Origin of the sequence: Aeromonas sp. ASNIH7 (genome assembly GCF_002903485.1) — a bacterium.
GTDB lineage: Bacteria > Pseudomonadota > Gammaproteobacteria > Enterobacterales > Aeromonadaceae > Aeromonas > Aeromonas caviae.
The window spans coordinates 1,866,137-1,891,679 of sequence record NZ_CP026226.1; the positions used below are offsets into that span (position 1 = coordinate 1,866,137).

21 protein-coding genes are annotated in these 25,543 nt (G+C 61.7%); 11 read left to right on the forward strand and 10 right to left on the reverse strand.

Going from position 1 to position 25,543, the window contains the following annotated elements; translation table 11 throughout:
• Positions 1-25: 25 nt before the first annotated feature.
• Complete coding sequence (locus C2U47_RS08865; protein WP_032495448.1) at positions 26-1,447, forward strand: IS66-like element ISKpn15 family transposase; 1,422 nt, start codon at positions 26-28, stop codon at positions 1,445-1,447.
• Positions 1,444-1,665 (forward strand): hypothetical protein, encoded by a 222-nt coding sequence (locus C2U47_RS22835; RefSeq protein WP_158657394.1) that lies wholly within the window; start codon positions 1,444-1,446, stop codon positions 1,663-1,665. The genes C2U47_RS08865 and C2U47_RS22835 overlap by 4 nt, the downstream gene beginning before the upstream one ends.
• A 108-nt stretch (positions 1,666-1,773) precedes the next feature.
• Here C2U47_RS22835 and C2U47_RS08870 read toward each other — a convergent pair whose 3' ends face one another.
• Positions 1,774-2,754 carry an IS5-like element IS5 family transposase gene (locus tag C2U47_RS08870; RefSeq protein WP_026141915.1) on the reverse strand — a complete coding sequence of 327 codons (981 nt, stop codon included), beginning with the start codon at positions 2,752-2,754 and terminating at the stop codon, positions 1,774-1,776.
• Between the two features lie 153 nt (positions 2,755-2,907).
• On the opposite strand from C2U47_RS08870, the gene C2U47_RS22840 reads away from it, so the two are divergent.
• Complete coding sequence (locus C2U47_RS22840) at positions 2,908-3,597, forward strand: HEPN domain-containing protein (protein WP_158657395.1); 690 nt, start codon at positions 2,908-2,910, stop codon at positions 3,595-3,597.
• A 132-nt stretch (positions 3,598-3,729) separates the two neighbouring features.
• On the opposite strand, the gene uvrD is transcribed toward C2U47_RS22840, so the two are convergent.
• From uvrD to C2U47_RS08890, 3 genes are all read right to left on the reverse strand, one after another.
• Positions 3,730-5,901: a DNA helicase II gene (uvrD, locus tag C2U47_RS08880; RefSeq protein WP_103261588.1), complete on the reverse strand. Its 2,172-nt coding sequence runs from the start codon at positions 5,899-5,901 to the stop codon at positions 3,730-3,732.
• Positions 5,902-5,969: 68 nt separating this feature from the next.
• A complete protein-coding gene (locus tag C2U47_RS08885; RefSeq protein ID WP_124244684.1) occupies positions 5,970-6,431 on the reverse strand; it encodes a hypothetical protein in 462 nt (153 codons plus the stop codon).
• 4 nt (positions 6,432-6,435) lie between these two features.
• Entirely contained in the window at positions 6,436-8,355 is a 1,920-nt protein-coding gene (locus C2U47_RS08890) for a hypothetical protein (protein ID WP_125117011.1), read from the reverse strand.
• Positions 8,356-8,943: 588 nt separating this feature from the next.
• Between C2U47_RS08890 and C2U47_RS08895 the strand changes: the two genes are divergently transcribed.
• From C2U47_RS08895 to C2U47_RS08910, 4 genes are all read left to right on the forward strand, one after another.
• The gene (locus C2U47_RS08895; protein WP_158657396.1) at positions 8,944-9,942 is read left to right on the forward strand and encodes a BMP family lipoprotein; all 999 of its coding nucleotides are present in this window, start codon (positions 8,944-8,946) and stop codon (positions 9,940-9,942) included.
• A 101-nt stretch (positions 9,943-10,043) separates the two neighbouring features.
• Positions 10,044-11,621 (forward strand): ABC transporter ATP-binding protein, encoded by a 1,578-nt coding sequence (locus C2U47_RS08900; RefSeq protein ID WP_103261954.1) that lies wholly within the window; start codon positions 10,044-10,046, stop codon positions 11,619-11,621.
• A 79-nt stretch (positions 11,622-11,700) separates the two neighbouring features.
• Entirely contained in the window at positions 11,701-12,819 is a 1,119-nt protein-coding gene (locus C2U47_RS08905) for an ABC transporter permease (protein WP_103261591.1), read from the forward strand.
• A gap of 2 nt (positions 12,820-12,821) precedes the next feature.
• The gene (locus C2U47_RS08910) at positions 12,822-13,787 is read left to right on the forward strand and encodes an ABC transporter permease (RefSeq protein ID WP_103261592.1); all 966 of its coding nucleotides are present in this window, start codon (positions 12,822-12,824) and stop codon (positions 13,785-13,787) included.
• Between the two features lie 63 nt (positions 13,788-13,850).
• Here the strand turns inward: C2U47_RS08910 and C2U47_RS08915 are convergent, their stop codons facing one another.
• Positions 13,851-14,756, reverse strand: a complete 906-nt coding sequence (locus tag C2U47_RS08915) for a LysR substrate-binding domain-containing protein (RefSeq protein ID WP_039039541.1) — start codon at positions 14,754-14,756, stop codon at positions 13,851-13,853.
• Between the two features lie 118 nt (positions 14,757-14,874).
• Between C2U47_RS08915 and C2U47_RS08920 the strand changes: the two genes are divergently transcribed.
• The 3 genes from C2U47_RS08920 (at position 14,875) to C2U47_RS08930 (ending at position 17,469) form a co-directional block, all read left to right on the forward strand.
• A complete protein-coding gene (locus tag C2U47_RS08920) occupies positions 14,875-16,002 on the forward strand; it encodes an S-(hydroxymethyl)glutathione dehydrogenase/class III alcohol dehydrogenase (RefSeq protein ID WP_010672469.1) in 1,128 nt (375 codons plus the stop codon).
• A gap of 48 nt (positions 16,003-16,050) precedes the next feature.
• Positions 16,051-16,899 carry an S-formylglutathione hydrolase gene (fghA, locus tag C2U47_RS08925; protein ID WP_039039543.1) on the forward strand — a complete coding sequence of 283 codons (849 nt, stop codon included), beginning with the start codon at positions 16,051-16,053 and terminating at the stop codon, positions 16,897-16,899.
• 63 nt (positions 16,900-16,962) lie between these two features.
• Positions 16,963-17,469, forward strand: coding sequence for a DinB family protein (locus C2U47_RS08930; RefSeq protein WP_042650299.1), 507 nt, complete (start codon positions 16,963-16,965; stop codon positions 17,467-17,469).
• A gap of 72 nt (positions 17,470-17,541) precedes the next feature.
• On the opposite strand, the gene C2U47_RS08935 is transcribed toward C2U47_RS08930, so the two are convergent.
• The gene (locus C2U47_RS08935; RefSeq protein ID WP_049637041.1) at positions 17,542-18,264 is read right to left on the reverse strand and encodes a GIN domain-containing protein; all 723 of its coding nucleotides are present in this window, start codon (positions 18,262-18,264) and stop codon (positions 17,542-17,544) included.
• Between the two features lie 298 nt (positions 18,265-18,562).
• Here C2U47_RS08935 and ovoA point away from each other — a divergent pair, with 298 nt between their 5' ends.
• Entirely contained in the window at positions 18,563-20,710 is a 2,148-nt protein-coding gene (gene ovoA, locus C2U47_RS08940) for a 5-histidylcysteine sulfoxide synthase (RefSeq protein ID WP_049637042.1), read from the forward strand.
• A gap of 57 nt (positions 20,711-20,767) precedes the next feature.
• On the opposite strand, the gene C2U47_RS08945 is transcribed toward ovoA, so the two are convergent.
• The 4 genes from C2U47_RS08945 to C2U47_RS08960 all read right to left on the reverse strand — a co-directional run bounded on the left by C2U47_RS08945 (position 20,768) and on the right by C2U47_RS08960 (position 25,471).
• The gene (locus C2U47_RS08945; RefSeq protein ID WP_049637043.1) at positions 20,768-21,739 is read right to left on the reverse strand and encodes a bile acid:sodium symporter family protein; all 972 of its coding nucleotides are present in this window, start codon (positions 21,737-21,739) and stop codon (positions 20,768-20,770) included.
• Positions 21,740-22,012: 273 nt separating this feature from the next.
• Positions 22,013-23,458, reverse strand: a complete 1,446-nt coding sequence (locus C2U47_RS08950) for an amino acid permease (protein ID WP_049637048.1) — start codon at positions 23,456-23,458, stop codon at positions 22,013-22,015.
• 166 nt (positions 23,459-23,624) lie between these two features.
• Positions 23,625-23,963: a tRNA-binding protein gene (locus tag C2U47_RS08955; protein ID WP_026080427.1), complete on the reverse strand. Its 339-nt coding sequence runs from the start codon at positions 23,961-23,963 to the stop codon at positions 23,625-23,627.
• 62 nt (positions 23,964-24,025) lie between these two features.
• Positions 24,026-25,471 (reverse strand): amino acid permease, encoded by a 1,446-nt coding sequence (locus C2U47_RS08960; RefSeq protein ID WP_049637044.1) that lies wholly within the window; start codon positions 25,469-25,471, stop codon positions 24,026-24,028.
• Positions 25,472-25,543 lie beyond the last annotated feature (72 nt).

Here is a 25,543-nt window from a genome sequence, read left to right on the forward strand (position 1 = left end):
CCTGCTCCTTAGATACGCTCCCCCCATGAGCAAAAACACCATGCATTCCGCGGGAATGCCCACCACTCTGGAGCAGGCCAACGAGCTGATTTATAAGCTCCTCGACCGCATCGCCGAGCTGGAGGACCGCCTCAATCAGCACAGCGGCAACTCCTCCAAGCCGCCTTCCAGCGACGGCCCCGGTGCACCGCCGCCGGCCCGCAAGCGTCCGGCGTCCGGCAAGCAACGGGGGGCGCAGCCCGGTCACAAGGGACATCGCCGCGAGCGGCATCCGCTTGATGCCCGCCTGACCCTGGTCCCGCATTACCCTGCCGCCGATTGCGCTTGCTGTGGCGGGGACATGGTGGCCCATGCCAAACCCTATCAGGTTCATCAGGTGTTCGAGCTGCCCGAGGTGAGCTATCTCGTCACCGAACACCAACTGTATCGTGCGACCTGCTCACGGTGTATCGGCACGACCCAGGCCGCACTGCCAGACAACGTCAGCAGCAGCCAGATGGGGGCCAATCTGCTCAGCTACATCGCGCTGCAAAGCGGCCAGTTTCACCAGAGCGTCAGCCAGATACAGCAGCAGCTCAAACAGCATTTCGGCCTGAGTTTTAGCCGGGGCGCCATCAGTGAGGCGCAGGGGCGGGTGAGTGCCATGCTCACCCCGACCTACCAGGCCATCAAGCAGCAGGTGCAGACGGCCACCCACGTTCATGCCGATGAGACCCGGCATCAGCGGGGTGGAGAGCGCCGCTGGATGTGGCTGGCGCTGAGCAAGATAGCCGTCTGCTTCATGACGGCCTATGGCCGTGGTCAGGAGGCGGCCAAGCGGCTGCTGGGCGCCGAGTTTGACGGGGTGCTGGTGACCGACCAGTACGCCGGCTACCGGTTTATCGACGCCGACCAGCGGCAACTGTGCTGGGCCCACGTGGCCCGCAATCTCGTGGCCATCGCCGAGAGTAGCGAGCAGTGCAACCAGCCCATCGGTGCCCGGTTGGTCTTGCTGGCGGATGCGGTGTTTCGTACCCGGCACCGTTGGGAAAGCGGTGCGTTGAGCAAGCAGAAATACCTGCGCAGGCTCGCGCGTTACCGGCAAAGCTGGCGAAGCCAGTTGGAGCGCGGCGCCCTGTTGTGCAGCAAACGCTACCGTGGACGATGCCAGTTGCTGCTGCGGGATGACGAGATGCTGTGGCGGTTTATGACTGACGACGAAATAGCGCTGACCAACAACGAGGCGGAGCGGGCGCTGCGTGGCTATGTGCTCTGGCGCAAGGGTAGCTACGGCGTGTGGTCTCACCGGGGCGAGCTGTTTCGCCAGCGCATCCTGTCGTTGGTGGAGACCGGCAAGCGATTGGGCCGCTGCCCACAGGAGTGGTTGAGGGCCGTGGTCAGGGCGTGCATCGAGAAGACAGATTATCCCATCCCGGCAGAACTGATGCCGTCAACCCCGTCCTGGTGAATAGATACACTTTTTCTACTTTACGCAAAGAATTACCATCCGGTATTAAAAGAGGTTCCCGTAAAAATACACCATATAACTTATATGAAGCTATTGCTGTTGGTGCAGCAGAGGCAATTGAAGCTGGATTCGATATAACAAATAGAAATGTTGTTACTTGGATTGATGATGCTGAGCTAAGGAAGGTGCGAATAAGCGGGGAAATTCTTCTCGGCTGACTCAGTCATTTCATTTCTTCATGTTTGAGCCGATTTTTTCTCCCGTAAATGCCTTGAATCAGCCTATTTAGACCGTTTCTTCGCCATTTAAGGCGTTATTCCCAGTTTTTAGTGAGATCTCTCCCACTGACGTATCATTTGGTCCGCCCGAAACAGGTTGGCCAGCGTGAATAACATCGCCAGTTGGTTATCGTTTTTCAGCAACCCCTTGTATCTGGCTTTCACGAAGCCGAACTGTCGCTTGATGATGCGAAATGGGTGCTCCACCTTGGCCCGGATGCTGGCTTTCATGTATTCGATGTTGATGGCCGTTTTGTTCTTTCGTGGATGCTGTTTCAAGGTTCTTACCTTGCCGGGGCGCTCGGCGATCAGCCAGTCCACATCCACCTCAGCCAGCTCCTCGCGCTGTGGCGCCCCTTGGTAGCCGGCATCGGCTGAGACAAATTGCTCCTCTCCATGCAGCAGATTACCCAGCTGATTGAGGTCATGCTCGTTGGCCGCGGTGGTGACTAGGCTGTGGGTCAGGCCACTCTTGGCATCGACACCAATGTGGGCCTTCATGCCAAAGTGCCACTGATTGCCTTTCTTGGTCTGATGCATCTGCGGATCGCGTTGCTGCTCTTTGTTCTTGGTCGAGCTGGGTGCCTCAATGATGGTGGCATCGACCAAGGTGCCTTGAGTCATCATGACGCCTGCTTCGGCCAGCCAGCGATTGATGGTCTTGAACAATTGGCGGGCCAGTTGATGCTGCTCCAGCAGGTGGCGGAAATTCATGATGGTGGTGCGGTCCGGCAAGGCGCTATCCAGGGATAACCGGGCAAACAGACGCATGGAGGCGATTTCGTACAGAGCATCTTCCATCGCGCCATCGCTCAGGTTGTACCAATGCTGCATGCAGTGAATGCGTAGCATGGTTTCCAGCGGATAAGGTCGCCGGCCATTACCAGCCTTGGGATAAAACGGCTCGATGACTTCCACCATGTTTTGCCATGGCAGAATCTGCTCCATGCGGGACAAGAAAATCTCTTTTCTGGTCTGACGGCGCTTACTGCTGAATTCACTGTCGGCGAAGGTAAGTTGATGACTCATGATGAACCCTTTTTCATGGCTCCAGATGACAAACATGATCTCATATCAGGGACTTGTTCGCACCTTCCCTAACTAAACTGACGTCTGGCGCTACTAACTCTAAGCCTAGAGTATTTTCTCGAATAAATTATTGCTGTGAAAGGTTTAAGGGCAATGTTTGATTCAACCGAGCAAGAAATTAGAGATAGAATTAGACAGTCGAAAGAAATTCTATCTCTGATTGAAAGATTAGAAGGAGGGAATAGTGCAAAGCTTGAAAAAGAGGCTGGAGAGGTCGATATAATAAAAATTCAGAAAGGAATTTTTTTCGTATCATTGTATTCCTCCATAGAGTACAGTCTTACTGCAAGCTCAGCATGCTTTTTAACCCTGCTTAATAAGCATAAGAGAAGGCCGATAGAGTATCATAAGTATATGTTGTGTACTATATTGAACTCCGAGTTTAACTCTGTTAGAGAATGCGGAAAGAAAAACTTATGGGAGAAAAAAGCCTCATTCTTTGATACTTTATTTTCAGATGACTTACTAAGTATTGATGCTAGTGTTTTCCCCGCTGATGGAATAAATATATCAGACAAACAAATAAAGGATGTTTGGAAATTTTTCAACTTGCCAGGTCATCATCTACCAGATAATAGTCTCAGACTGGTCCTTAGTGAAGTTAAGGACCATCGAAATGCTATCGCTCATGGTAGAGAGAAGGCGATTAATATAGGCTCTAGATATACGCTTGATTCGTTGAAAAAGAAAACTCAAGATATAGAGTCAATATGTTTTCATATATTAAATGGATTTAAAGAAGCCTTTTCTTTGGAAGCATATTTATCTGATGAAAAAACATAGTGTTGCATATGATCGTAGGTTCGAGTAGCGAAGCGTATTCGGACGATCGCGTATTTAAAGTTGTCGCGATAGGCAATATAAAAAAATCAACCCGGCCTAAGCCGGGTTGATTGCATCAAGAGGCAGAAAAAATCAGAGCGCTTCCAATCTGGCATACGCCGTCACCAGCCACTTGGCGCCGACGTCGTCGAACTGGATCTGCACCCGGCTCTGCTGGCCGACCCCTTCGAAGTTAAGCACTATGCCTTCCCCGAATTTCGGGTGCAGCACCCGCTGGCCGAGCTTGATACCGCTGGCGTCGAAGCTCTGCTGCACCTCGTTCTGGCTAAAGCGGCCATATTGCGTGGGTCTACTCACCTGGGTGCGCAGCCGGATCTCTTCCAGACACTCGGCGGGCATCTCGCGGATAAAGCGGCTCGGCTTGTGGAACATCTCGCGGCCGTAGATGCGGCGGCTCTCGGCATAACAGATGTAGAGCTTCTCCATGGCGCGGGTCATGCCCACGTAACAGAGGCGGCGCTCCTCTTCCAGCCGCCCCGACTCCTCGGTGGATTGCTGGCTGGGGAACATGCCTTCCTCGACGCCAACCAGCAGCACCAGCGGGAACTCCAGCCCCTTGGCGCTGTGCAAGGTCATCAGCTGCACCGCGTCGGCATATTCGTCGGCCTGATTCTCGCCGGACTCCAGCGCCGCGTGGGCGAGGAAGGCGGAGAGATCGCTCATATCCTCCAGCTCGTCCGGGCGCTGGTACTGGCGGCAGGCGGTGACCAGTTCGTCCAGGTTCTCTACCCGCGCCTGGGATTTCTCGCCTTTTTCCGCCAGATACATGGCCTTGAGGCCGGAGTTCTGGATGACGATGTCCGCCTGCTGGTGCAGGGGCAGCAGGGAGACCTGTTCCTCCAGCGCGTCGATGAGATCCACAAAGCCGCGCACCGCGTTGCCAGCGCGACCGGTCAGCACCTTGTCATTGAGCAGAGTCTTGGCGGACTGCCACAGATTCTGGCCCTGATCCCGGGCGTTATTGCGCAGGATCTCCAGGGTGCGATCGCCGATGCCGCGGGTCGGGGTGTTGACCACCCGCTCGAAGCTGGCGTCGTCGCCACGGTTGTTGATGAGCCGCAGGTAGGCCATGGCGTCCTTGATTTCCTGCCGCTCGAAGAAGCGCAGGCCGCCATAGATGCGATAGGGCATGGCGTCCTGCATCAGCGCCTCTTCCAGCACCCGCGACTGGGCGTTGGAGCGATAGAGGATGGCGCAGTCGGCGAGCAAGCCACCTTTCTCTTTCCAGTCCTTGAGGCGGCCCACCACGAAGCGCGCCTCGTCCACCTCGTTGAAGGCGGCGTAAAGGGAGATCGGCTCCCCCTCGGCGCCCTCGGTCCACAGCTCCTTGCCGAGCCGCTCGGCGTTGTTGGCGATGACGCTGTTGGCGGCCTTGAGGATATTGGCGGTGGAGCGGTAGTTCTGCTCGAGGCGGATGGTCTCGGCGCCCTGATAGTCGGTCAGGAAGCGCTGGATGTTCTCAATCTTGGCGCCGCGCCAGCCATAGATGGACTGGTCATCGTCACCGACGATCATCACCTTGCCGGTGTCGCCCGCCAGCATCCGCAGCCAGGCGTACTGGATGCCGTTGGTATCCTGGAACTCGTCCACCAGGATGTTCTGGAAGCGGTCGCGGTAGTGCTCGAGGATGTGCGGCTTGTTGAGCCACAGCTCGTGGGCGCGCAGCAGGAGTTCTGCGAAGTCCACCAGCCCGGAGCGATCGCAGGTCTCCTGGTAGGTCTTGTAGATCTGCTGATAGGTGCGGGTGACGGGGTCGCCGTAAAGGTCGATGTCGCCGGGGCGCAGCCCCTCGTCCTTCTTGCCGTTGATGTAGCCCATCACGGCGCGCGGGGCCCAGTGCTTCTCGTCGAGGTTGAGCGCCTTGAGCACCCGGCGGATGAGACGGTACTGATCGTCGGAGTCGAGGATCTGGAAATCCTGCGGCAGCCCTGCATCCAGATGGTGGGCCCGCAGCAGGCGGTGGGCGATGCCGTGGAAGGTGCCAATCCACATGCCGCGCACGCCGTCACCGATCACCTTCTCGACCCGGCCGCGCATCTCGGCCGCCGCCTTGTTGGTAAAGGTCACGGCGATGATGGAGAAGGGTGAACAGCGTTCCACCTGCATCAGCCAGGCGATACGGTGCACCAGCACCCGGGTCTTGCCCGAACCGGCACCGGCCAGCACCAGCAGGTTGCAACGGGGGGCCGCCACCGCGTCTCTTTGCTTGTCATTGAGCCCGTCGAGCAGGGTTGAAACGTCCATCACCACTCCTGTTTATTTATACAGGCGAGGATTATACGGCCTGAGCCGCCAGAGACCAACCGGCAGGATCAACGAAGGGGGCGGTGATAGTCCCGGTATTGGCCCAGTACCTCACCGGAAAAGCTGAGCAACCGGGCGCGGGGGGCATCCAGCACCTGCTGGACGGGATCAAATCGCAGTGAAGCGGCCAGCATGCGGCCCTCAGGCAGGGTCACTTCCGTGTTCCCCATCACCAGCATGCCGTCCTGATAATGCCCATGCTCGAAGCGCACGATGACGTCATTCACCATCAAGGTGCCCTGCTTGAGCTGCAGTGATGCTCGTTGCATCTCTCGCAACGCAAACAGACTGGACAATGACGGACGCCCGCTGGGCATCCGCTGCAAGTATTCGTGGGTGGTCAATTGATATTGCAACTGACCCTGACGATCGAAGACACGCTCCCGATAATCGGTGTAGCGCGTCAGCATGCCGGCAGCCTGTGCCACCGGCATCCACAACAGGAGCGCCCCCGTCAGGAGCGCTCCCACTGGTTTACAGCTGATCGGCACAGCTGACCTTGTTGTCATCCAGGTCGGTACAGGAGACGAAGACCTTGTCAAAGGTCGACCCGGCCACCGGCGTCATCTGGGTTGACCAGTCATAACCCACCCCCTTGGCATAGATGGCGGTGTGGCTCTCCTGATCTTCCTGCATCCAGCCGATGTACTTCAGTGCGCCGCGATCGCTCTGGGCAAGTGCCTTGAACTCGTCGCTCGTGATGAGACACATGGGCTCTCCCATGGCCTTGGACAGCTCGGCATCCCGCGCCCCCACGGCGCCATCACAGCCGCCGGTCACCTTGATGGTCATGTCACTGCGATCCAGCATCTCATCGAAGAACGGCAGCACATTGATGTTGTACTTCACCCCCACCTCTTGAGGCTGCCAGCCCATGCCGGTATTGACGTATCGGGTCTCGACGCTTTCCCACTGGATAGTGGGCACAGTGCCTGCAAAGTGGTTCGCCAGCTCCTTGAGAGTCGCGGCATTGGCCTCGATCTCATCCTGGGTCAACGACTCGTCCAGCTTGCTCTGATCGATGGTCAGAGCGAGGCTCACCGCATCCTTCAACTGCGACTTGGCCTTGGCCAACCGTGCTTTGGCATCGTCGGTCAAACGGAAGAAATCGGCGTGCGCCACCAGCGCATCCGGCTCGATTTCCTGCTGACTGAACTGGGTCTCGAAGGTGCTGCTGCTCTCTTCATAGGTGGTGGTCGGCTGCATGCCCCAGGTGTCCTTGATGTGCATACGCGGCAAGGTCACTTCTTCCTGCTGGGTGACATAGGCGCTGTCAGGACCGTACTGGTAGGAGGCGGCGATGTTGAGGGCCGATGCCATCGCCATCGCCGAGGCCCGCAGGGCCTTGGCACCGTCGAGGTTGAGGGTGACGGTATCGTCATCGCCATAGGTGGCGCTGTAATCCGGATCCTGGATATCGGCCAGGGCAGCCGCGACGTTTTCCAGGCTGTCGGCATAGGCGCCCATCAGCTTGGCCACGTCACGGGTATATCCCTTGCCACCTTTGAGCGCCACGGAGGCGGTGCCGGGGGTGTGGATGATGACATCCATCACCTTGGCCAGGCTGGTGCTGTAACCACTGCCAATGGCGGACGAGGTGAAGCCCAGGCGTTCAGCCACCACGGGGTTGTTGGTCACCTCCAGCATGGTCAGCATGGCCAGCACGATCTGGCGATCGGCCTTGCCGCTCTCACCGGTCTCGGCCTGCAGGGTCTCCTTGTACTCCTTGAACTTGCTCTCGACGTCCAGGTTTTTCAGATCGGTCAGTCCCTGCAGATCGCTCAGCACCTTGTCGACCGCCACGGAGCGGCCATTGACGCCAGCCAGGGTGGCGGAGAGGTGGGCTTTCGCCGCAGCCAGAGAGACGACGGCCTTGGTGAGGCCCGCTGTTTTCAGCGCCTCGACCAGGGAGGTGTTGAAGGCGTCATCGCTACCCAGTTCGACGATCCCCAGTTGCGCGACCTGCGCCTTGTCGAGGGTGATGCCGTTCTCCGGATTGCTGTCGCTGTCGAGCGTCTGCAGCAATGCCGCAATGCGGATCGCTTTCTCCTTGTCGTCACCCGCCAGGGTGTAAGGGGTCACCAGCGAGTTGCCCGCCTTGAGGGTCACCGCCCCCAGGCGTTGGTTGCCCAATGCGAATTCGCAGGTGTCGCCATCATCAAACAGGAATTCACCCTTGGCATTGGTGACACCGGTGTAATCGTTGCACCGATAGTCGAGGCCACCCACGACGGAATCCAGGAAGACGGCAGTGTGAAGAGGCTTGCTGCCGGTGTCGGTGCCACCGCCATTGTTGCCACCATTGTTGCCACCATTGCTGCCGCCACCGTTATCGTCACCACCGCCCCCGCAAGCGGTCAACATGACACCGGACAACACACAAGCCACTGCCATACTCAGCACGTTTTTTTTCATTTTTATCACCCGAACAAATGTCAAAAATACGGCCCCATCCCGGGGGCCAAGTTAATCCGGGTATAACCTAGCGTACCCATATGACAAACACCAATGCATTTCCATATGAGTGTGCTTGCCATCACGCAGGCCCCGAGCGAGCAGGAAAAACGGCCACAGACGACGGCCCTGGGAGGGGAAATAGCCACCCATCGTGGGCTGTCACACCCGGGGCGGACCTCCTGGCGATCAGCCAGCCCGCCCGCCGGCGTGGCGTCGATGAGGCCGCAGGGCTGGTGCCGATGGAAGCCAGTTTTTTCATCAGGGGAGGAAAACGGTTGCGCCTAACGTCATGAATCCAAACACAAATGTCGATCGAGCCCTATTAATCCCGGAATTTAATTCTGCAAAAACACCATAAAACAACCACTTATAAGGCAATTTGCTTATATTTCAAACCGTTAACGCAAACGTTTTTCCTCTATGATCCCCTTGACCAACGGGCTGGCTCACTTACAGTTAGCCAGCGTGCTTTATGACCTGCCAAGACAGGTTGTGGACCCTCACATAACAATCAAGGATACGATCGTGACTAAAGTGCTCAAGCTGGCCACCGTGGCCGCCCTCACCCTCGCTGCCCTGTCCGCCCAGGCAGCCTCCGAGCCCGCCGTCATCTATGACACCGCAGGCAAATTCGACAAGTCCTTCAACGAAGCCGTGTTCCGCAACGGCGTCGAAGTCTACAACAAGGACAAAGGCGTCAAGGTCAAGGAGTTCGAACCCCAGAACGAAGCCCAGCGCGAGCAGGGCCTGCGTCGTCTGGCCAGCCGTGGCAACGGCCCCATCGTCGCCGTCGGCTTCAACATGGGTTCCGCGGTAGAGAAAGTGGCCACCGAGTTCCCGAACACCCAGTTCACCATCATCGACATGGTGGTCGACAAGCCGAACGTCCAGTCCCTCATCTTCAAGGAGCATGAAGGTTCCTTCCTGGTGGGTGCCCTGGCGGCCATCGCCTCCAAGACCGGCAAGGTCGGCTTCGTGGGCGGCATGGACATCCCGCTGATCCGCAAGTTCCAGTGCGGCTATGAGCAGGGCGCCAAGTACATCAATCCGAAGATCGACGTCTATCAGAACATGACCGGCTCCACCCCGGCAGCCTTCGCCGACCCCGCCAAGGGTGCAGAACTGGCCAAGTCCCAGTTCGCCAAGGGCGCCGACGTGGTCTATGCCGCCGCCGGTGGCACCGGTATCGGTGTCTATCAGGCTGCCAAGGACGAAGGCAAGCTGGCCATCGGTGTGGATTCCAACCAGAACCACCTGCAACCGGGCACCATGCTGACCTCCATGGTCAAGTCCGTGGGTCTGGCCGCGTACAAGAGCTGGGATGACGCCGCCAAGGGCAGCTGGAAGCCGGGCATCCAGTCCCTGGGTCTGGCCGAAGGCGGGGTTGACTGGGCGCTGGACGAGAACAACGCCAAGCTGATCACCCCGGAAATGAAAACCAAGGTCGAGAGCATCAAGGCCGACATCATCGCCGGCAAGATCAAGGTGCACGACTACATGAGCGACAACTCCTGTAAGTACTGATCCTGCAAATACCGAGTCACTGCTACGACTCTCAACCAGTGATGACCGGCCCGCACGGGCCGGTTTTTAGTCTCTACTTCATGACCCGCAAGGACTGCATCATGGACCAGACAGATCGCTATGCCATCGAATTAAGGGGTATCGATAAGCGGTTCGGCGACGTGTACGCCAACAAGCAGATCGACCTTCAGGTTCGTAAAGGCAGCATTCACGGCATCGTTGGCGAAAATGGCGCCGGCAAGTCGACCCTGATGAGCATCATTTACGGTTTCTACCACGCCGACAGAGGCGAGATGCTGATCGACGGGAATCCGTTCAAACCCCATGGCTCCCAAGATGCGATTGCCGCCGGGGTGGGCATGGTGCACCAGCACTTCATGCTGGTGAACAACTTTACCGTATTGGAAAACGTCATCCTGGGGGCCGAGAACGGCTGGCGCCTGGGCAAGAGCCTGGCGGCCGCCGAGAAGCTGCTGGGCGAGCTGGCACGGGACTATGGTCTCGAGGTGCCGCTGCACGAGAAGGTCGAGGATCTGCCGGTGGGCCTGCAACAGCGGGTCGAGATCCTCAAGGCGCTCTATCGCGGTGCCCGCATCCTGATCCTCGACGAGCCCACCGGGGTGCTGACCCCGCAAGAGGCGGATCACCTGTTCGAGGTGCTGAAAAAGCTGCGGGATCAGGGGGCGACCGTCATCCTCATCACCCACAAGCTGCGGGAGATCCTGGCCATCACGGATCAGGTCTCCATCATGCGCCGGGGGGAGATGGTGGCCCATGTCGCCACCAAAGACACCGACAAGGAGCAGCTCGCCGAGCTGATGGTGGGCCGCAAGGTGCGCCTCAAGGTCGACAAGGGCACCGCTCAGCCGGGCGAGGCCAAGCTCAAGGTCGAGGGCCTCTCTTACGTCGATGACGCCGGGGTGGAACGGGTCAAATCCGTCAGCTTCGAAGTGCGGGCGGGGGAAGTGGTCGGCATCGCCGGGGTCTCCGGCAACGGCCAGTCCGAGCTGCTCAGCATGCTCGGCGGCATCCTCAAGCCCAGCAAGGGCGGCTTCACCATCGCCGGGACGCAGCGCCACGAGGTGAGCCAGAGCCACCCGGCCGACCCGGAGCAGGTGCGCAACTTCGGCCTCGGCCACATCCCGGAAGACCGCCACAAGATGGGGCTGATCAATCGCTTCGAGGCGAAAGAGGCCTTCATCCTCGGCTATCACCGCCGTGCCCAGTACAACAAGGGCTGGCTGCAGGACAAGGAGGCGATCCGCCAGGATTGCCAGGCCAAGATGGACAAGTGGGACGTGCGCCCGCCGAGCCCGGAGCACAAGACCGCGAACTTCTCCGGCGGCAACCAGCAGAAGCTGGTGATCGCCCGGGAAGTGGAGCAGGACCCGGATGTGCTGCTGGTCGGTCAGCCGACCCGGGGCGTCGACATCGGCGCCATCGAGTACATCCACCAGCAGATCATCGCCATGCGCGACAAGGGCAAGGCGGTGCTGCTGGTGTCGGTGGAGCTGGACGAGATCATGAGCCTCTCCGACCGCATTCTGGTCATCGCCGATGGCCGCATCGTCGGCGAGCTGGACGGCGCCAGGGCGGATGAACGCACCATCGGCCTGATGATGGCGAACATAGTTCCTGACGACGTGGCGGCAAGCCAATCACAAGGAGCCACATCATGAAGGTCACAACCACTTGTAACGGATTCGGCCTGATGATGGTCAACACACCAGTCCCCGACGATATCAAGGAGGCCCATTCATGAGCCAAGCACGTGTTCCTGCCTGGATATCCGTGGGCGTGCTGCCCGCAGTCAATATCCTGCTGGCCTTCCTGGTGTCGGCCATCCTGTTCTATTACCTCGACATCAGCCCCATCGAGGCAGCCGAAATCATGTGGTACGGCGCCTTCGGCACCGGCGAGGGGATAGGCTTCACCCTCTACTACGCCACCGGTTTCATCTTCACCGGTCTGGCGGTGGCGGTGGCCTTCCACGCCGGCCTGTTCAACATCGGCGGTGAGGGGCAGGCCTATATCGGCGGCCTCGGGGTCGGTCTGGTCTGTCTGCTGCTCGGGGACGTGTTGCCGTTCGCCCTGCTGCTGCCGCTCGCCATCATCGCCGGCGGCCTGTTCGGTGCGGCCTGGGCCTTCATCCCGGCCTGGCTGCAAGCCAAGCGCGGCAGCCACATCGTCATCACCACCATCATGTTCAACTTCATCGCGGCCTCCTTGATGGCCTACCTGCTGGTAGACGTCTTCAAGCCGCCAGGATCCATGGCCACCGAGAGCAAGGTGTTCGCCGTGGCGAGCTGGCTGCCGAAGATGAGCGAGCTGGCGGCCGGTTTCGGCATCGCCATGCCCAACAGCCCCCTCAACATCAGCTTCTTCTGGGCGCTGATCTGTGCGGCCCTGGTGTGGGTCTTCATCTGGCATACCCGCTGGGGCTACGAGATCCGCTCCGTGGGCGCAAGCCAGAGTGCCTCCGCCTATGCGGGTATCTCCTACCCCAAGGTGGTGATCCTGGCCATGGTGATCTCCGGCATGCTGGCGGGCTTCTTCGCCCTCAACGTGCTGCAGGGTGAGCTGCACCAGATCAAGCTCAACTTCGTGGAAGGCTTCGGCTTCACCGGCATCGCGGTGGCCCTGATGGGTCGCAACCACCCGGTCGGCGTCATCATCGCCAGCCTGCTGTTCGGCTTCCTCTACCAGGGCGGCGCCGAGCTCAGCTTCGAATTCGGGGTGGATCGCAACATCGTCGTGGTGCTGCAGGGTCTGGTGATCCTGTTCTGCGGCGCCCTCGAGCACATGCTGCGTCCGCGCATCGAGCAGGCCTACCTGGCCTTCGCCAACCGCTCAGTCGCGCAAGTCAAAGGAGCCTGACCATGTTCGAAATGCTGATTTTGATGCTGGATGCGACTATCCGTACCGCGCCGCCGCTCATTCTTGCCGCTATGGCGGGCATGTTTTGCGAACGCTCCGGGGTGGTCAACATCGCCCTGGAAGGCAAGCTGCTGGCCTCCGCCTTCGCCAGTGCGGCGGCCGCCGCCGTCACCGGCTCCGCCTGGATTGGGCTGGGTGCCGGGGTGGGGATCTCCATCCTGTTCGCCCTGCTGCACGGCTTCGCCACCATCACCCACCGCGGTGATCAGGTGGTGAGCGGCATGGCCATCAACATCCTGGCGGCCGGCCTGACCGTCACCCTGGGCCGTTACTGGTTCGATCAGGGCGGCCAGACCCCGGCGCTCTCCGGCGATGCCCGCTTCGCCCCCATCGACCTGCCCTATGCCAAGGAGCTCTATGACGTGCCCGTCATCGGCCAGCTCTACAGCGAGCTCTTGAGCGGTCACTCCCTGCTGGAGTACGTGGCCTTCGCCGCCGTGCCCCTGGCCTGGTGGGTGCTGTTCCGCACCCGCTTCGGCCTGCGGCTGCGGGCGGTGGGCGAAGCCCCGGCGGCGGTCGACACCGCAGGCATCTCCGTGGTGCGCATGCGTTACACCGCCCTCATCATCGGCGGCCTGCTGGCGGGGATCGGGGGCACCTATCTGGCGGTGGCCCAGACTGCCCAGTTCATCCCCAACATGAGCGCGGGCAAAGGCTTCATGGCGCTGGCGGCCCTGGTGTTCGGCAAGTGGCGCCCCTGGAACGCCATGGCGGCCTGTCTGCTGTTCGGCTTCCTCGACGCGGTCGCCATCCGGCTGCAAGGGGTCAGCATCGGCGATTTCCCGATCCCGGTGCAGGCCATCGAGGCGCTGCCCTACATCCTGACGGTCTTCCTGCTGGCCGGTTTCATCGGCAAGGCGGTGGCCCCCAAGGCCCTCGGCACCCCCTACGTCAAGGAGCGGGAATAGCCCCGCCCTTCATGCCATGCAAAAGGCCCGCACATGCGGGCCTTTTCTTTTTCGGGCGACGGCTCAGCCGATGGGCCGAACCAGGGCGGGTTGGTGGGGATCGCTGAGGCGCTCGGCCAGATAGTCCACCAGCAGCCGCACCTTGGGGGAGAGGTGGCGGTTGTGGGGATAGAGGGCCCAGATCCCCTCCTCGGGGGCCCGCAGCTCCGGCAGCAGCTCGATGAGCTCCCCCCGGGCGAGGTGGTCGCTCACGTAGTAGTCCGGCAGCTGGATGATGCCGATCCCCTTGATGGCCGCATCCAGCAGGGCGTGGCCGCTGTTGCACTGAAGCAGACCGCGTACCCGCACGCTGTGGGGTTTACCGTTCAGGGTGAAGTGCCACTCGTCCCCGTTGCCCACCAGGCAGGTGTGACGGGCCAGCTCCGAGAGACTGTTGGGCATGCCGTGGCGGGCGGTGTAGGCAGGGGAGGCGCACACATAGGGAACCCGCTGCGCCAGCTTGCGGGCCACCAGGGTCGAATCCTTGAGGTGGCCGAGGCGGATCGCCAGATCGAACCCCTCGTGCACCAGATCCAGCAACTGGTTGGTGAGGTTGAGGGTCACCTCCAGCTGGGGGAAGCGCACCATGAAGTCGTTCACCAGGGGGGCGATGCGGCTCTCGCCGTAGGAGACCGGGGCCGTGATGCGCAAGGAGCCCTGGGGCACCGCCTGATGGCGTCCCACCGCCAGCTCCGCCTCGTAGAGGTTGTCCAGCAACTGGCGGCAGTGACGAAAATAGATCTCCCCGAGTTCGGTGAGTCGCACCTGGCGGGTGGTGCGCAGCAGCAGCTTGGCCTGCAGCCTGTCTTCGAGCTGCGCCACCTGGCGGCTCACCTGGGCCACCGACACCCCGAGCTTGCGCGCGGCCGGGGTAAAGCCCCCCTGCTCCGCCACGCTGACAAATTCACAGACCCCTTCCCAGCCGAACATTATTACCTGTGTGTAAAAGTGATTTGATACTTAGCGTTATTATCACCAAATCGGCGGGAAACTACACTGGATCTCCGAACTCATTTCCGTTCATCCAACCACTACGAGGACGTCATTCATGGCACAGGTTCAGAGCATCAAGTGTAAAGCCGCCATCGCCTGGGGACCGGGTCAGCCCCTCTCCATCGAAGAGGTCGAGGTCATGCCGCCCCAGGCCGGCGAGGTGCGGGTGCGCATCGTCGCGACCGGCGTCTGCCACACCGATGCCTTCACCCTCTCCGGTGAAGATCCGGAAGGGGTCTTCCCCTGCATCCTGGGCCATGAAGGGGGCGGTATCGTCGAGTCCGTCGGCGAGGGCGTCACCAGCGTCAAGGTCGGCGATCACGTGATCCCGCTCTACACCCCCGAGTGCGGCGAGTGCAAGTTCTGCAAATCCGGCAAGACCAACCTGTGCCAGAAGATCCGCGCCACCCAGGGCAAGGGGCTGATGCCGGACGGCACCACCCGCTTCTCCAAGGACGGCCAGCCCATCTACCACTACATGGGCACCTCCACCTTCAGCGAATACACGGTGCTGCCCGAGATCTCCATCGCCAAGGTGGATCCGGCCGCCCCCCTGGAAGAGGTCTGCCTGCTGGGCTGCGGCGTCACCACCGGCATCGGCGCCGTGATGAACACCGCCAAGGTGAAAGAGGGTGAGAGCGTCGCCATCTTCGGGCTGGGGGGCATCGGCCTCTCCGCCATCATAGGCGCGCGCCTGGCCAAGGCCGGCCGCATCATCGCCATCGACATCAACGAGAGCAAATTCGAGCTGGCCCGCAAGCTGGGCGCCACCGACTGCATCAACCCGAACACGTTCGACAAGCCCATTCAGGAGGTGATCGTCGAGATGACCGACGGCGGCGTCGACTTCTCCTTCGAGTGCATCGGCAACGTCAAGGTGATGCGCGCGGCGCTGGAGTGCTGCCACAAGGGCTGGGGCGAATCCGTCATCATCGGCGTGGCCGGTGCGGGCCAGGAGATCAGCACCCGTCCGTTCCAGCTGGTCACCGGCCGGGTGTGGCGCGGCAGCGCCTTCGGCGGCGTGCGCGGTCGCAGCGAGCTGCCGAGCTATGTGCAGCGCTACATGCAGGGTGAGTTCAAGCTGGACGACTTCATCACCCACACCATGCCCCTCGAGCAGATCAACGAGGCGTTCGATCTGATGCACGAAGGCAAGAGCATCCGCACCGTCATCCACTACTGATCCCATGAGCGCCCCGCCCATCGCATGGGCGGGGCAAGGAGTCCTTACATGAATCTGGACATCATCAGCAGCAACAAGAGCTTCGGCGGCTGGCACAAGCAGTATCGCCACCGCTCCAATGTGCTGGGGTGCGAGATGCGCTTCGCCATCTACCTGCCGCCCCAGGCCCTCACCGGCCAGAAAGTGCCGGTGCTCTACTGGCTCTCCGGTCTCACCTGCACCGACGAGAACTTCATGCAAAAAGCCGGGGCCCAGCGCATCGCCGCCGAGCTCGGCATCGCTCTGGTAGCGCCGGACACCAGCCCCCGCGGTGAAGGGGTGGCGGACGATCCCGGCTATGACCTCGGCATGGGGGCGGGGTTCTACGTCAACGCCACCCAGACCCCCTGGCGGGATCACTACCAGATGTACGATTACGTCACCCGGGAGCTGCCCGAGCTCATCGAGACCCACTTCCCGGTCTCGACGAAGCGCGCCATCAGCGGCCACTCCATGGGGGGCCACGGCGCCCTCATCGCCGCCCTGCGCGAGCCGGGTCGCTACCGCTCGGTGTCGGCCTTCAGCCCCATCAGCCACCCGAGCCGCTGCCCCTGGGGCCAGAAGGCCCTCGGCGCCTACCTCGGCAACAACCCCCTGCTGTGGCAGGAGTGGGATGCCTGCCAGCTGCTGCGCCACCACGACAGCCCGCCCCTGCCGACCCTGGTGGACGTGGGGCTGGACGACCCCTTCCTAGCGGAGCAGCTCGGCATCGACACCCTGGCCGAAGTGGCCGCCACCCGGGCGTGGCCCCTGACGCTCAACCGCCATGCCGGCTACGACCACAGCTATTACTTCGTGGCGAGCTTCATCGAGGCGCACCTGCGCTTTCACGCCAACCACCTGGGCGAACCGGCCTGAGGCTGACCCGCTCGTGGCCGCCCCGTCAGCGGGCGGCCATTCACCCGGAAACAGGAGACAAGGATGCCTCTCTTCACCACATTGCTGGCCATGCCGGATCAGTTCGAGCGGCTGCTGGCACAGGTCCCCACCGACCACCTGGACTGGGAACCCGCCAACTGGGCCGGGATCCCCTCCGAGCGTTTCAGTGCTAGGGGGCACCTCTGCCACCTGCTGGACATCGAGGTGCTGGGCTATCAGGTGCGGTTTCGTCGCACCCTGGCAGAAAGCCTGCCGGAGCTCGCCTCCCTCGATGGCTATCAGCTGGCGCTGGACCATGATTACCCCCGACAGGATACCGCCACGCAGCTCGACCGCTTTCGTACCGCCCGCCTGCAGACCGTCGAATGGTTGAAGACGGTGCCGTCCGACGCCTGGCAGCGCCGCGCCCGCTATGGCGGCTATGGGGAGGTGACCCTAGACGGTCTGGTGCGCCTGCTCGTCAGCCATGACCACCAGCACCTCGCCGGCATGCAGTGGCTGCTGATGCGCCTGAACGCCGATCTGGGCCTCGCACTCCCCCTCGAGTGAAGCGTCGCCCAACAGTGTCGCATCCTGCAAAAAAGGCCCCGAGGGGCCTTTTTCATTGTTGCGATGATGGGATCAGCTCCCCAACCGGCTCACCTGGCCCGAGCCCGCGATCTCGCTGGTCAGCGCTGGGCTGCCCCAGTAGTTGACCGCTCCGGCACCGGCGATCTCTATCTTGAGCCGCGACCGGGCCCGCACCTCGACCTCGCCACTGCCGGCGATGCTCACCTCGACCTCCTCGCTGGCGAGCCCGGCTCCCTTGACACCACCGGCGCCGGCGATGTTCAGCGCCATCACCCGGGCGGAGCCCTGCCCCAGATCCAGGTTGCCCAGCCCGGCGATGTTGCCCTCCAGCCGATCCAGCGTCAGCCCGCTGGCGACGATGTCCCCCGTGCCCGCCAGGGAGAGCACCAGATCATCCCCCTTGAAGTCGCGCAAGGTGCCGTTGCCAACTCCCGCCAGTGCCAACTCGTGCAGCGTCGGCAGGGTGATGGTGATCTCCAGCGGCTGGGTGGGGTCGAGCCGGTAGCCATCCTTGACCTCGATCTCCAGCTTCTCCCCCTTCTCGGTGAGCACCAGATAGGGCAGCAGGTTGGCCTCCCCCTTGACCCTGAGGGTGTGGCTCTCTCCCGCCACCAGGTACAGGTTGGCGGGCACGCCCGCCAGCACCCGGGTCACCTCCCGCCCCAGGGGATGCTGCTGCTCCACCACGGCCCCCTCCCCGCGCACCTTGACGTCATCCTGCCAGCTGCATCCGGTCAGTCCCAGGGCCAGCACCACTCCCAGCATCCATTTCATCCCGCTACTCCTCGTTTCCTCTTTGCCGCACGGCGCGGCAGGTGAGTGGCAATCAGCAAACCCTGTGCCATATGGCTAACATCATGATTTATCTATCCATTTCAATATTTCGAGGCTCGAAGGGTCCATAACAAAGAGTCATTCAGACCACAATCTGGTCAATCTGACCACACCCGAAGGGGGGTGTTGACCCATTTTTTTGGTTGCCGCCCCGGTTCGTTGAGCCAATAGTGATACCTGGTGCGTATAGAGCACTCCATCGCTGCTTCACCCGCCAGAATCAACAAGGAGTCAGAGCGTGACCCAAGCCAGCCACTCATTCGTCCATCCGGGCCTGCCTGCCCCCACCCGCACCCCGCTGCTGACCGGCGACGATCCCGACCACAAGCGCCGCGAGCTGCTCGCCTACTTCTGCCAGACCTTCGATCTCTACGACTCGCTGTTCGACTGCCTGGCCGACGAGCGGGCCTGGTTCAACAAGGCGATCCCCCTGCGCCACCCGCTCATCTTCTACTACGGCCATACCGCCGCCTTCTTCGTCAACAAGCTGCTGGCGGCCCGTCTCATCGAGAGTCGGCTCGACCCACGCATCGAGGCCCTGGTCGCCATCGGGGTGGACGAGATGAGCTGGGACGATCTGGACGAAACCCACTACGACTGGCCCACGGTGGCCGAACTGCGTGACTACCGCGGCCGGGTGCGCGCCCTGGTGTGTGAGTTCATCGAGCGAATGCCGATCGAGCTGCCCATCCATTGGCAGAGCCCGGCCTGGGTCATCCTGATGGGGATAGAGCACGAGCGCATCCACCTCGAGACCTCCAGTGTGCTGATCCGCCAGCTGCCCCTGGCCTGGGTGCGCAGCCAGCCCCAGTGGCCGGTCTGCCCCGAGGCGCGCCACGATCTCGCCGCCGTCCCCGTCAACACCCTGCTGCCGGTGGCCGGCGGCCAGGTGCGCCTCGGCAAGCAGGATGCCACCTACGGCTGGGACAACGAATATGGCGAGCGCCACATCGAGCTGGCCCCCTTCCAGGCCAGCCGTATGCTGGTGAGCAACGCCGAGTACCTGGCCTTCGTGCAGGCGGGCGGATATGAAGCGCCCGCCTGGTGGGACGACGAGGGCCGGGGCTGGCGCCAGTATGCCAACGCCCGCATGCCCACCTTCTGGGTCGGCGACCCCCTCGAACCCGAGCAGTTGCAACTGCGGCTGATGACCGAGCAGGTCCCCATGCCCTGGGACTGGCCGGTGGAGGTGAACCAGTTGGAGGCCGCCGCCTTCTGCCGCTGGAAGGCGGATCAGACCGGCCTGCCCGTCCAGCTACCGAGCGAGGGGGAGTGGATGCTGCTACGGGAACAACTGGCCGGCGATCAGCCGGACTGGATGGAGGCCCCCGGCAACATCAACCTGGCCCGCTTCGCCTCCTCCTGCCCGGTGGATGCCTGCCCCCAGGGCAGCTTCTTCGATCTGGTGGGCAACGTCTGGCAGTGGACCAGCACCGCCATCGACGGCTTCGAGGGGTTCAAGGTGCATCCCCTCTACGACGACTTCTCCACCCCCACCTTCGACGGCAAGCACACCCTCATCAAGGGCGGGAGCTGGATCAGCACCGGCAACGAGGCACTCAAGTCCTCCCGCTACGCCTTCCGTCGCCACTTCTTCCAGCACGCGGGCTTCCGCTACCTGGTCTCACGCCATCAGGAGCCCGTCATCGTGAACCCTTATGAAACCGACACGCTCGTCGCCCAGTATCTCGACTTCCAGTACGGTCCGAACCACTTCGGGGTCGCCAACTACGCCGAGGCTCTGGCCGGTCTTGCCAGCGAGCTGTGCGGCCGCCATGACCGGGCGCTCGACATCGGCTGCGCCACCGGCCGCGCCAGCTTCGAACTGGCTCGCCGCTTCGCCCACGTGGACGGGGTGGACTACTCGGCCCGCTTCATCGACGTGGCCCTGACCCTGGCAAGACAGGACAGCTTCCGCTACGCGGTGCCGGTGGAAGGGGATCTGGTGGAATATTGCGAGGCGCGCCTCTCCCGCCACGAGCTCGGTCGCGAGCAGAGCGAGCGGGTCCACTTCAGCCAGGGGGATGCCTGCAACCTCAAGCCCAAGTACGGCGACTACGACCTGGTGCTCGCCTCCAACCTCATCGACCGGCTGCGGGAGCCCGCCCGCTTCCTGCGGGACATTGCTCCGCGCCTTCGCAGCGGCGGCCTGCTGGTGCTCACCAGCCCCTACACCTGGCTGACCGACTACACCCCCAAGGCCAACTGGCTCGGCGGCATCCGGGAAAACGGCGAGGCCCTCGGCACCTATCAGGCGCTGCAACGGCTGCTGGCGGAGGAGTTCGAGGAGCACATGCCCCCGAGGGACGTCCCCTTCGTCATCCGCGAGACCGCCCGCAAGTACCAGCACACGGTGGCCCAGCTCACCGTCTGGCGCAAACGCTGACGACGCGGCAAACGAAAGAGGGAGGCCCATGGCCTCCCTCTTCTTTATCCGGACCGCTTACCCCTCCTGAACCTGGGGCAGGGCCTCCTGCTCGCGGTAGCGGCGGGCCAGCACGGCGCACACCATCAGCTGGATCTGGTGGAAGATCATCAACGGCAGCACCATGACCCCGACGCTGGCGGCGGGGAACATGACGTTGGCCATGGGCACCCCGTTGGCCAGGCTCTTCTTGGAGCCGCAGAAGACGATGGTGATCTCGTCCGCCCTGTTGAAACCGAGGCGACGGCTGATCCAGACGTTCCACCCCAGCACCAGCGCCAGCAAGACGCAGCTCAGCAGCACGATGCTGGCCAAATCATACCAGCCGACCTGGTGCCAGATCCCCTGCACCACCGCCTCGCTGAAGGCCACATAGACCACCAGCAGGATGGAGCTCTGGTCCAGCTTGCCAATGAGCGGCCGGTGGCTGTCGACCCAGCCACCGATGAGGGGGCGTGACAGGTGCCCCACCACGAAGGGCAACATCAGCTGCACCATGATGGCCTGAATGGAGTGCCAGGTATCGACCCCCTCCCCCTGCACATTGATCATCAGCCCCACCAGCACCGGCGAGAGGAAGATGCCGAGGATGCTGGAGGCCGAAGCGCTGCACACCGCCGCCGACACATTGCCCCCCGCCATGGAGGTGAAGGCGATGGCCGACTGCACGGTGGCGGGCAGGGCGCACAGGTAAAGGAAACCGAGGTAGATGGCCGGGCTCAGCCACTGGGGCACCAGGGGCGTGAGCAGCAGCCCCAGCAGCGGGAAGAGCACGAAGGTGCTGGCCATCACCACCAGATGCAGTCGCCAGTGGCCGAGGCCCGCCAGCAAGTTCTGGCGCGACAGCTTGGCACCGTGCATGAAGAACAGCAGCGCCACCGCCAGCTTGGTCAACAGACCGAACCAGACGGCCACCTGCCCCTCACAGGGGAAGAAGGAGGCCAGGGCCACCACGGCAATCAGCACAGAGGTAAAAGGATCCAGACGCACGGGGAGTCTCCAGAGAAAGCGCGTCCCGCACGGGATGGGGACGACAGGGCACGGGGAAGGCGTCATCAGGCGGCGACCCCGGATACGAAGGGACAAGCTTACCCCGAACACCCTGTGGTGCAAAGTTGAGCGGCAGCTTCATTTGTTTCATTTTGTTAAACGATAATGCACATTCTCACAGCAAAACTAAACGATTTTGACCCTCCGGCCCCGGATCCGGCCAACAAAAAACGGGCGACCCTGGTCGCCCGTCTCCTGTTTGCCACATGCCGGTCAGCGCTGGCTGGCCAAGGGGCCGCTGCCCGCTTTCTTCTCGTTGCCACCTGACTTGCGGGCCTGACGCTTCTCGAAGCGGGAGATCCACCAGTAGGCCAGCGCCGAGAAGACCGCGGTCATGAAGACGTTGATGAAGAAGGCGCGCACCAGATCCACCCCGGCCGGGAAGGCGGAGGCGCTCATGCTCACCACGAAGATGGCGATCAGCACCGACACCACCCCCATCCCGAAGGTGCGCGATCCCATGCGAAACTCGCGCGGGGTGTCGTCATGTTTCCAGCGGAACACGAAGTAGGCCACCATGATGAAGATCGGCGGCAACATGGCAGTCCCGGCGGTGAGATTGATGGCGGTGTTCATCATCTGCTGCACGGATTCCGAGCCGAAGCCGTTGACCACCAGCATCGCGAACACGAAGACAAACTGCCACCAGGCGGCGCGCACCGGCACCCCGTGCTCGTTGAGCTGGGTGGTCTTCTCGCCGTAAACCCCCTGCGGGATCTCGGAGAAGTGGATCTTCACCGGCGCCGAGGTCCACATCATCATGGAGCCGAACATGGCGATGAACAGCACCACGCCGACAAAGCGGCCCACCAGCGCCTCGGAGAGACCGAAGTACTGCGCCATGCCGGTGAAGATCTCCACCATGCCGCCGGCATAGGTGAGGCTCTCGCGCGGTACGAACACGTTCACCAACAGGGAACCGACCGCATACATGGCACCGATGACGATACCCGCACTGATGATCACCTTGATGAAGGACTTCTGGCCCCCCTTCACGTCATTGAGGTAGGCCGCCGCTGTCTCGGCACCGCCCGCCGCCTGGAAGATCCAGCACATGATGCCGAGGGTCGCCCAGTTGACGGTGGGAGTCATCGCCTCCAGCGTGATGGGCTGGGCCGGCACATGATCGCCACCGAGGGCCATCAGGGCACCCAGCACATAGATGGCGAACAGGGCAAACACCCCGTAGGCCACGATCTCCGCAATCTTGCCGAGCCAGCTCGCCCCCTTGGTGGAGATATGGGTCGCCGCCGCAAACAGCACGATGGAGATGACCGAGGTGACCATGGGCGAGAAGCTGTACTCATAGCCCAGCATGGCGTAGGAGGCGTAGGCGATGACGTTGGGCAGCAGGGAGACGAACCAGAACAGGTTCACGAACCAGTAGAGAAACGAGCCCAGATAGGCCATCCGGGTGCCGAGCGGTTTTTTCAGCCAGTCGTACATCCCCGACTCGGAGTTTTTGTTGGCCGAGACGAACTCGGCGATGATGAAGACAAACGGGATGAAGTAGACGATGGTCGCCAGCAGGAAGATGGGGGCGGAGCTGAGCCCCAGCTCGATGTTGTTGTTGACGATGTTGCGCACGTTGAACACGGCGGCAAAGGTCATCGACAACAGGGCAAACTTGCCTATGGTGCCGCGTACGGATTCAGACATGGTGTCCTCCAATGGACTCGCGCTCCCTGCGGGGAGCGCTGTGACTCAGTGATGTGTTCGGCAAGGGTCTGTCGGCCCCGCGCGTTACTCTCTTGTTATGATCGGCCCGCGTGGACGACCTCGTTGGTGAACCGGTGCCGTCTCCCGCACCGGCTCGCAATACCCGTCAGACGATGGGGGTGCCCGGCGCCATCGGCACCCGCGGTTGCAACAGCACGCTCTGGCTCTCGTCCGGGGTCTCGGCGCACAGCAACATGCACTCGGAACGCTCGCCGCGCATCCTGGTGGGTTTCAAGTTGGTCAGTACCACCACCTCGCTGCCCATCAGCTCCTCTTCGCTGTAGTAAGGCACCAGACTGGTGACGGTCTGCAGCGGCCGCTCGCCACCCACGTCGATCTGGACGATGTAGAGTTTGTCGGCCCCGGGGTGACGCACCACCTCCAGCACCTTGCCCACCTTCATCTCGACCCTTTTGAATTCGGCAAACTCGATCGTCTCGCTCATGCTCTTTTCCTTTTCTGGTTCAACGGTTTGCGGGTGGCCAACGGCCACCCGGTTTGATGGGGTCATGACGGCTGGATGACGACCTGCGCCGCTGGCTCGGCCTCTTTCGCGCGCGCTTCGGCGCTGAGGGAGGCCTCGTATCGGTTGTATTTCCACCAGGCGAAGCCGAGGAAGATCACGATCCCGCCGACGTTGTAGAAGACGATGGTCATGATGTCGGCGCCGGTCGGGAAGGTGGAGGCGAGGAAACCCACCGAGAAGAGGACGATCAGCACCGATACCACGGCGATGCCGGTGGAGCGCGAGCCCATCTTGAAATCCCTCGGCAGGTGGTCGAGCTTCAGGCGCAGATTGAGGTAGGCCAGCATGATGAACAGCGGCGGCAGCATGGAAGCGGCAGCGGTCATGTTGATGACGGTGTTCATCAGATCCTGAGCGGTGTTGGAGCCCAGAGTCGGGATCACCATCAGCGGCAGCACGATGAGGTACTGGATCCAGGCTGCGCGGGCGGGCACGCCGTTCTCGTTCAGCTCGACCGTCTTCTTGCCGAAGATGCCGGCCGGGATTTCGGAGAAGAAGATCTTCACCGGGGTCGCCGTCCACATCAGCAGGGAGCCGAACATGGCGGTGAAGGAGACCAGACCGACGAAGCGGTTCATCAGGATCTCCGGCAGGCCGAAGTAGGCCGCCAGCCCTTCAAACACCTGCACCGAGCCGCCGGTATATTTCAGGGTGTCGCTGTGGACGAACACGTTGATCAACAGCGATGCGATGGAGTAGAGCACCCCGATAAAGATCCCGGCGACGATGATCACCTTCACGAAAGACTTGGAGCCCCCTTTCACGTCATTGACGTAGACCGCCACCGACTCGGCGCCACCGGCCGCCATAAAGATCCAGGTGGTGATGCCGAGGAAGGCCCAGCTGAAATCGGGGACCATGGCCTCTACCGTGATGGGGTCGGCTGGCTGTACGCCGCCCACCAGTGCCGCACCTGCCAGCAGAATGTAGGAGAGGGTCAGCAGCAGCATCAGGGACGAGGTCACCGAGGTGATGGGGCCGAGCATCTTGGCGCCGTTGGTGGAGACGTAGGTGGCAAAGGCAAACAGCACCATGCTCAATGCCGTGGTCGCCACCGGGGTGAGAATGTACTCGTAGCCGAGGAAGGCATAGGAGGCGTAGGCGATGACCCGTGGCAGCAGCGAGGTAAAGAAGAAGAGGTTCACGAACCAGTAGGTGTAGGCGGAGATAAAGGCCCAGCGACCGCCGAGGGAGCTCTTCACCCAGGCATACACCCCCGCTTCGGAGTTTTTGTTCAGTGACACGAACTCCGCAATGATCAGGCAGAACGGAATGAAGTAGAAAATGGTGGCCAGAAAGAACATCGGGGCCGAGGCCAGACCGATTTCGATGTTGTTGTTGATGACGTTGTTGAAGCTGAATACCGCCGCGAAGGTGAGCGACAGCAGACCAAACTTGCCTATCGTATTGCGTTTGGAATCAGACATGGTACATCTCCAGACCTGTAGTTATCTCGCGAAAGAGCGGGGCATGATGTGTAGGGTGAGCCCCGCCCTTCC

Bases quoted from the DNA above. Each gene is read 5' to 3' on its own strand.
- C2U47_RS08920 (WP_010672469.1), top strand. From the start codon at position 14,875: ATGGCACAGGTTCAGAGCATCAAGTGTAAAGCCGCCATCGCCTGGGGA.
- C2U47_RS08955 (WP_026080427.1), bottom strand. From the start codon at position 23,963: ATGAGCGAGACGATCGAGTTTGCCGAATTCAAAAGGGTCGAGATGAAG.
- C2U47_RS08915 (WP_039039541.1), bottom strand. From the start codon at position 14,756: ATGTTCGGCTGGGAAGGGGTCTGTGAATTTGTCAGCGTGGCGGAGCAG.
- C2U47_RS08865 (WP_032495448.1), top strand. From the start codon at position 26: ATGAGCAAAAACACCATGCATTCCGCGGGAATGCCCACCACTCTGGAG.
- uvrD (WP_103261588.1), bottom strand. From the start codon at position 5,901: ATGGACGTTTCAACCCTGCTCGACGGGCTCAATGACAAGCAAAGAGAC.
- C2U47_RS08935 (WP_049637041.1), bottom strand. From the start codon at position 18,264: ATGAAATGGATGCTGGGAGTGGTGCTGGCCCTGGGACTGACCGGATGC.
- C2U47_RS08905 (WP_103261591.1), top strand. From the start codon at position 11,701: ATGAGCCAAGCACGTGTTCCTGCCTGGATATCCGTGGGCGTGCTGCCC.
- C2U47_RS08900 (WP_103261954.1), top strand. From the start codon at position 10,044: ATGGACCAGACAGATCGCTATGCCATCGAATTAAGGGGTATCGATAAG.
- C2U47_RS08950 (WP_049637048.1), bottom strand. From the start codon at position 23,458: ATGTCTGAATCCGTACGCGGCACCATAGGCAAGTTTGCCCTGTTGTCG.
- C2U47_RS08930 (WP_042650299.1), top strand. From the start codon at position 16,963: ATGCCTCTCTTCACCACATTGCTGGCCATGCCGGATCAGTTCGAGCGG.
- fghA (WP_039039543.1), top strand. From the start codon at position 16,051: ATGAATCTGGACATCATCAGCAGCAACAAGAGCTTCGGCGGCTGGCAC.
- C2U47_RS08910 (WP_103261592.1), top strand. From the start codon at position 12,822: ATGTTCGAAATGCTGATTTTGATGCTGGATGCGACTATCCGTACCGCG.
- C2U47_RS22840 (WP_158657395.1), top strand. From the start codon at position 2,908: ATGTTTGATTCAACCGAGCAAGAAATTAGAGATAGAATTAGACAGTCG.
- C2U47_RS08890 (WP_125117011.1), bottom strand. From the start codon at position 8,355: ATGGCAGTGGCTTGTGTGTTGTCCGGTGTCATGTTGACCGCTTGCGGG.
- C2U47_RS08960 (WP_049637044.1), bottom strand. From the start codon at position 25,471: ATGTCTGATTCCAAACGCAATACGATAGGCAAGTTTGGTCTGCTGTCG.
- C2U47_RS08870 (WP_026141915.1), bottom strand. From the start codon at position 2,754: ATGAGTCATCAACTTACCTTCGCCGACAGTGAATTCAGCAGTAAGCGC.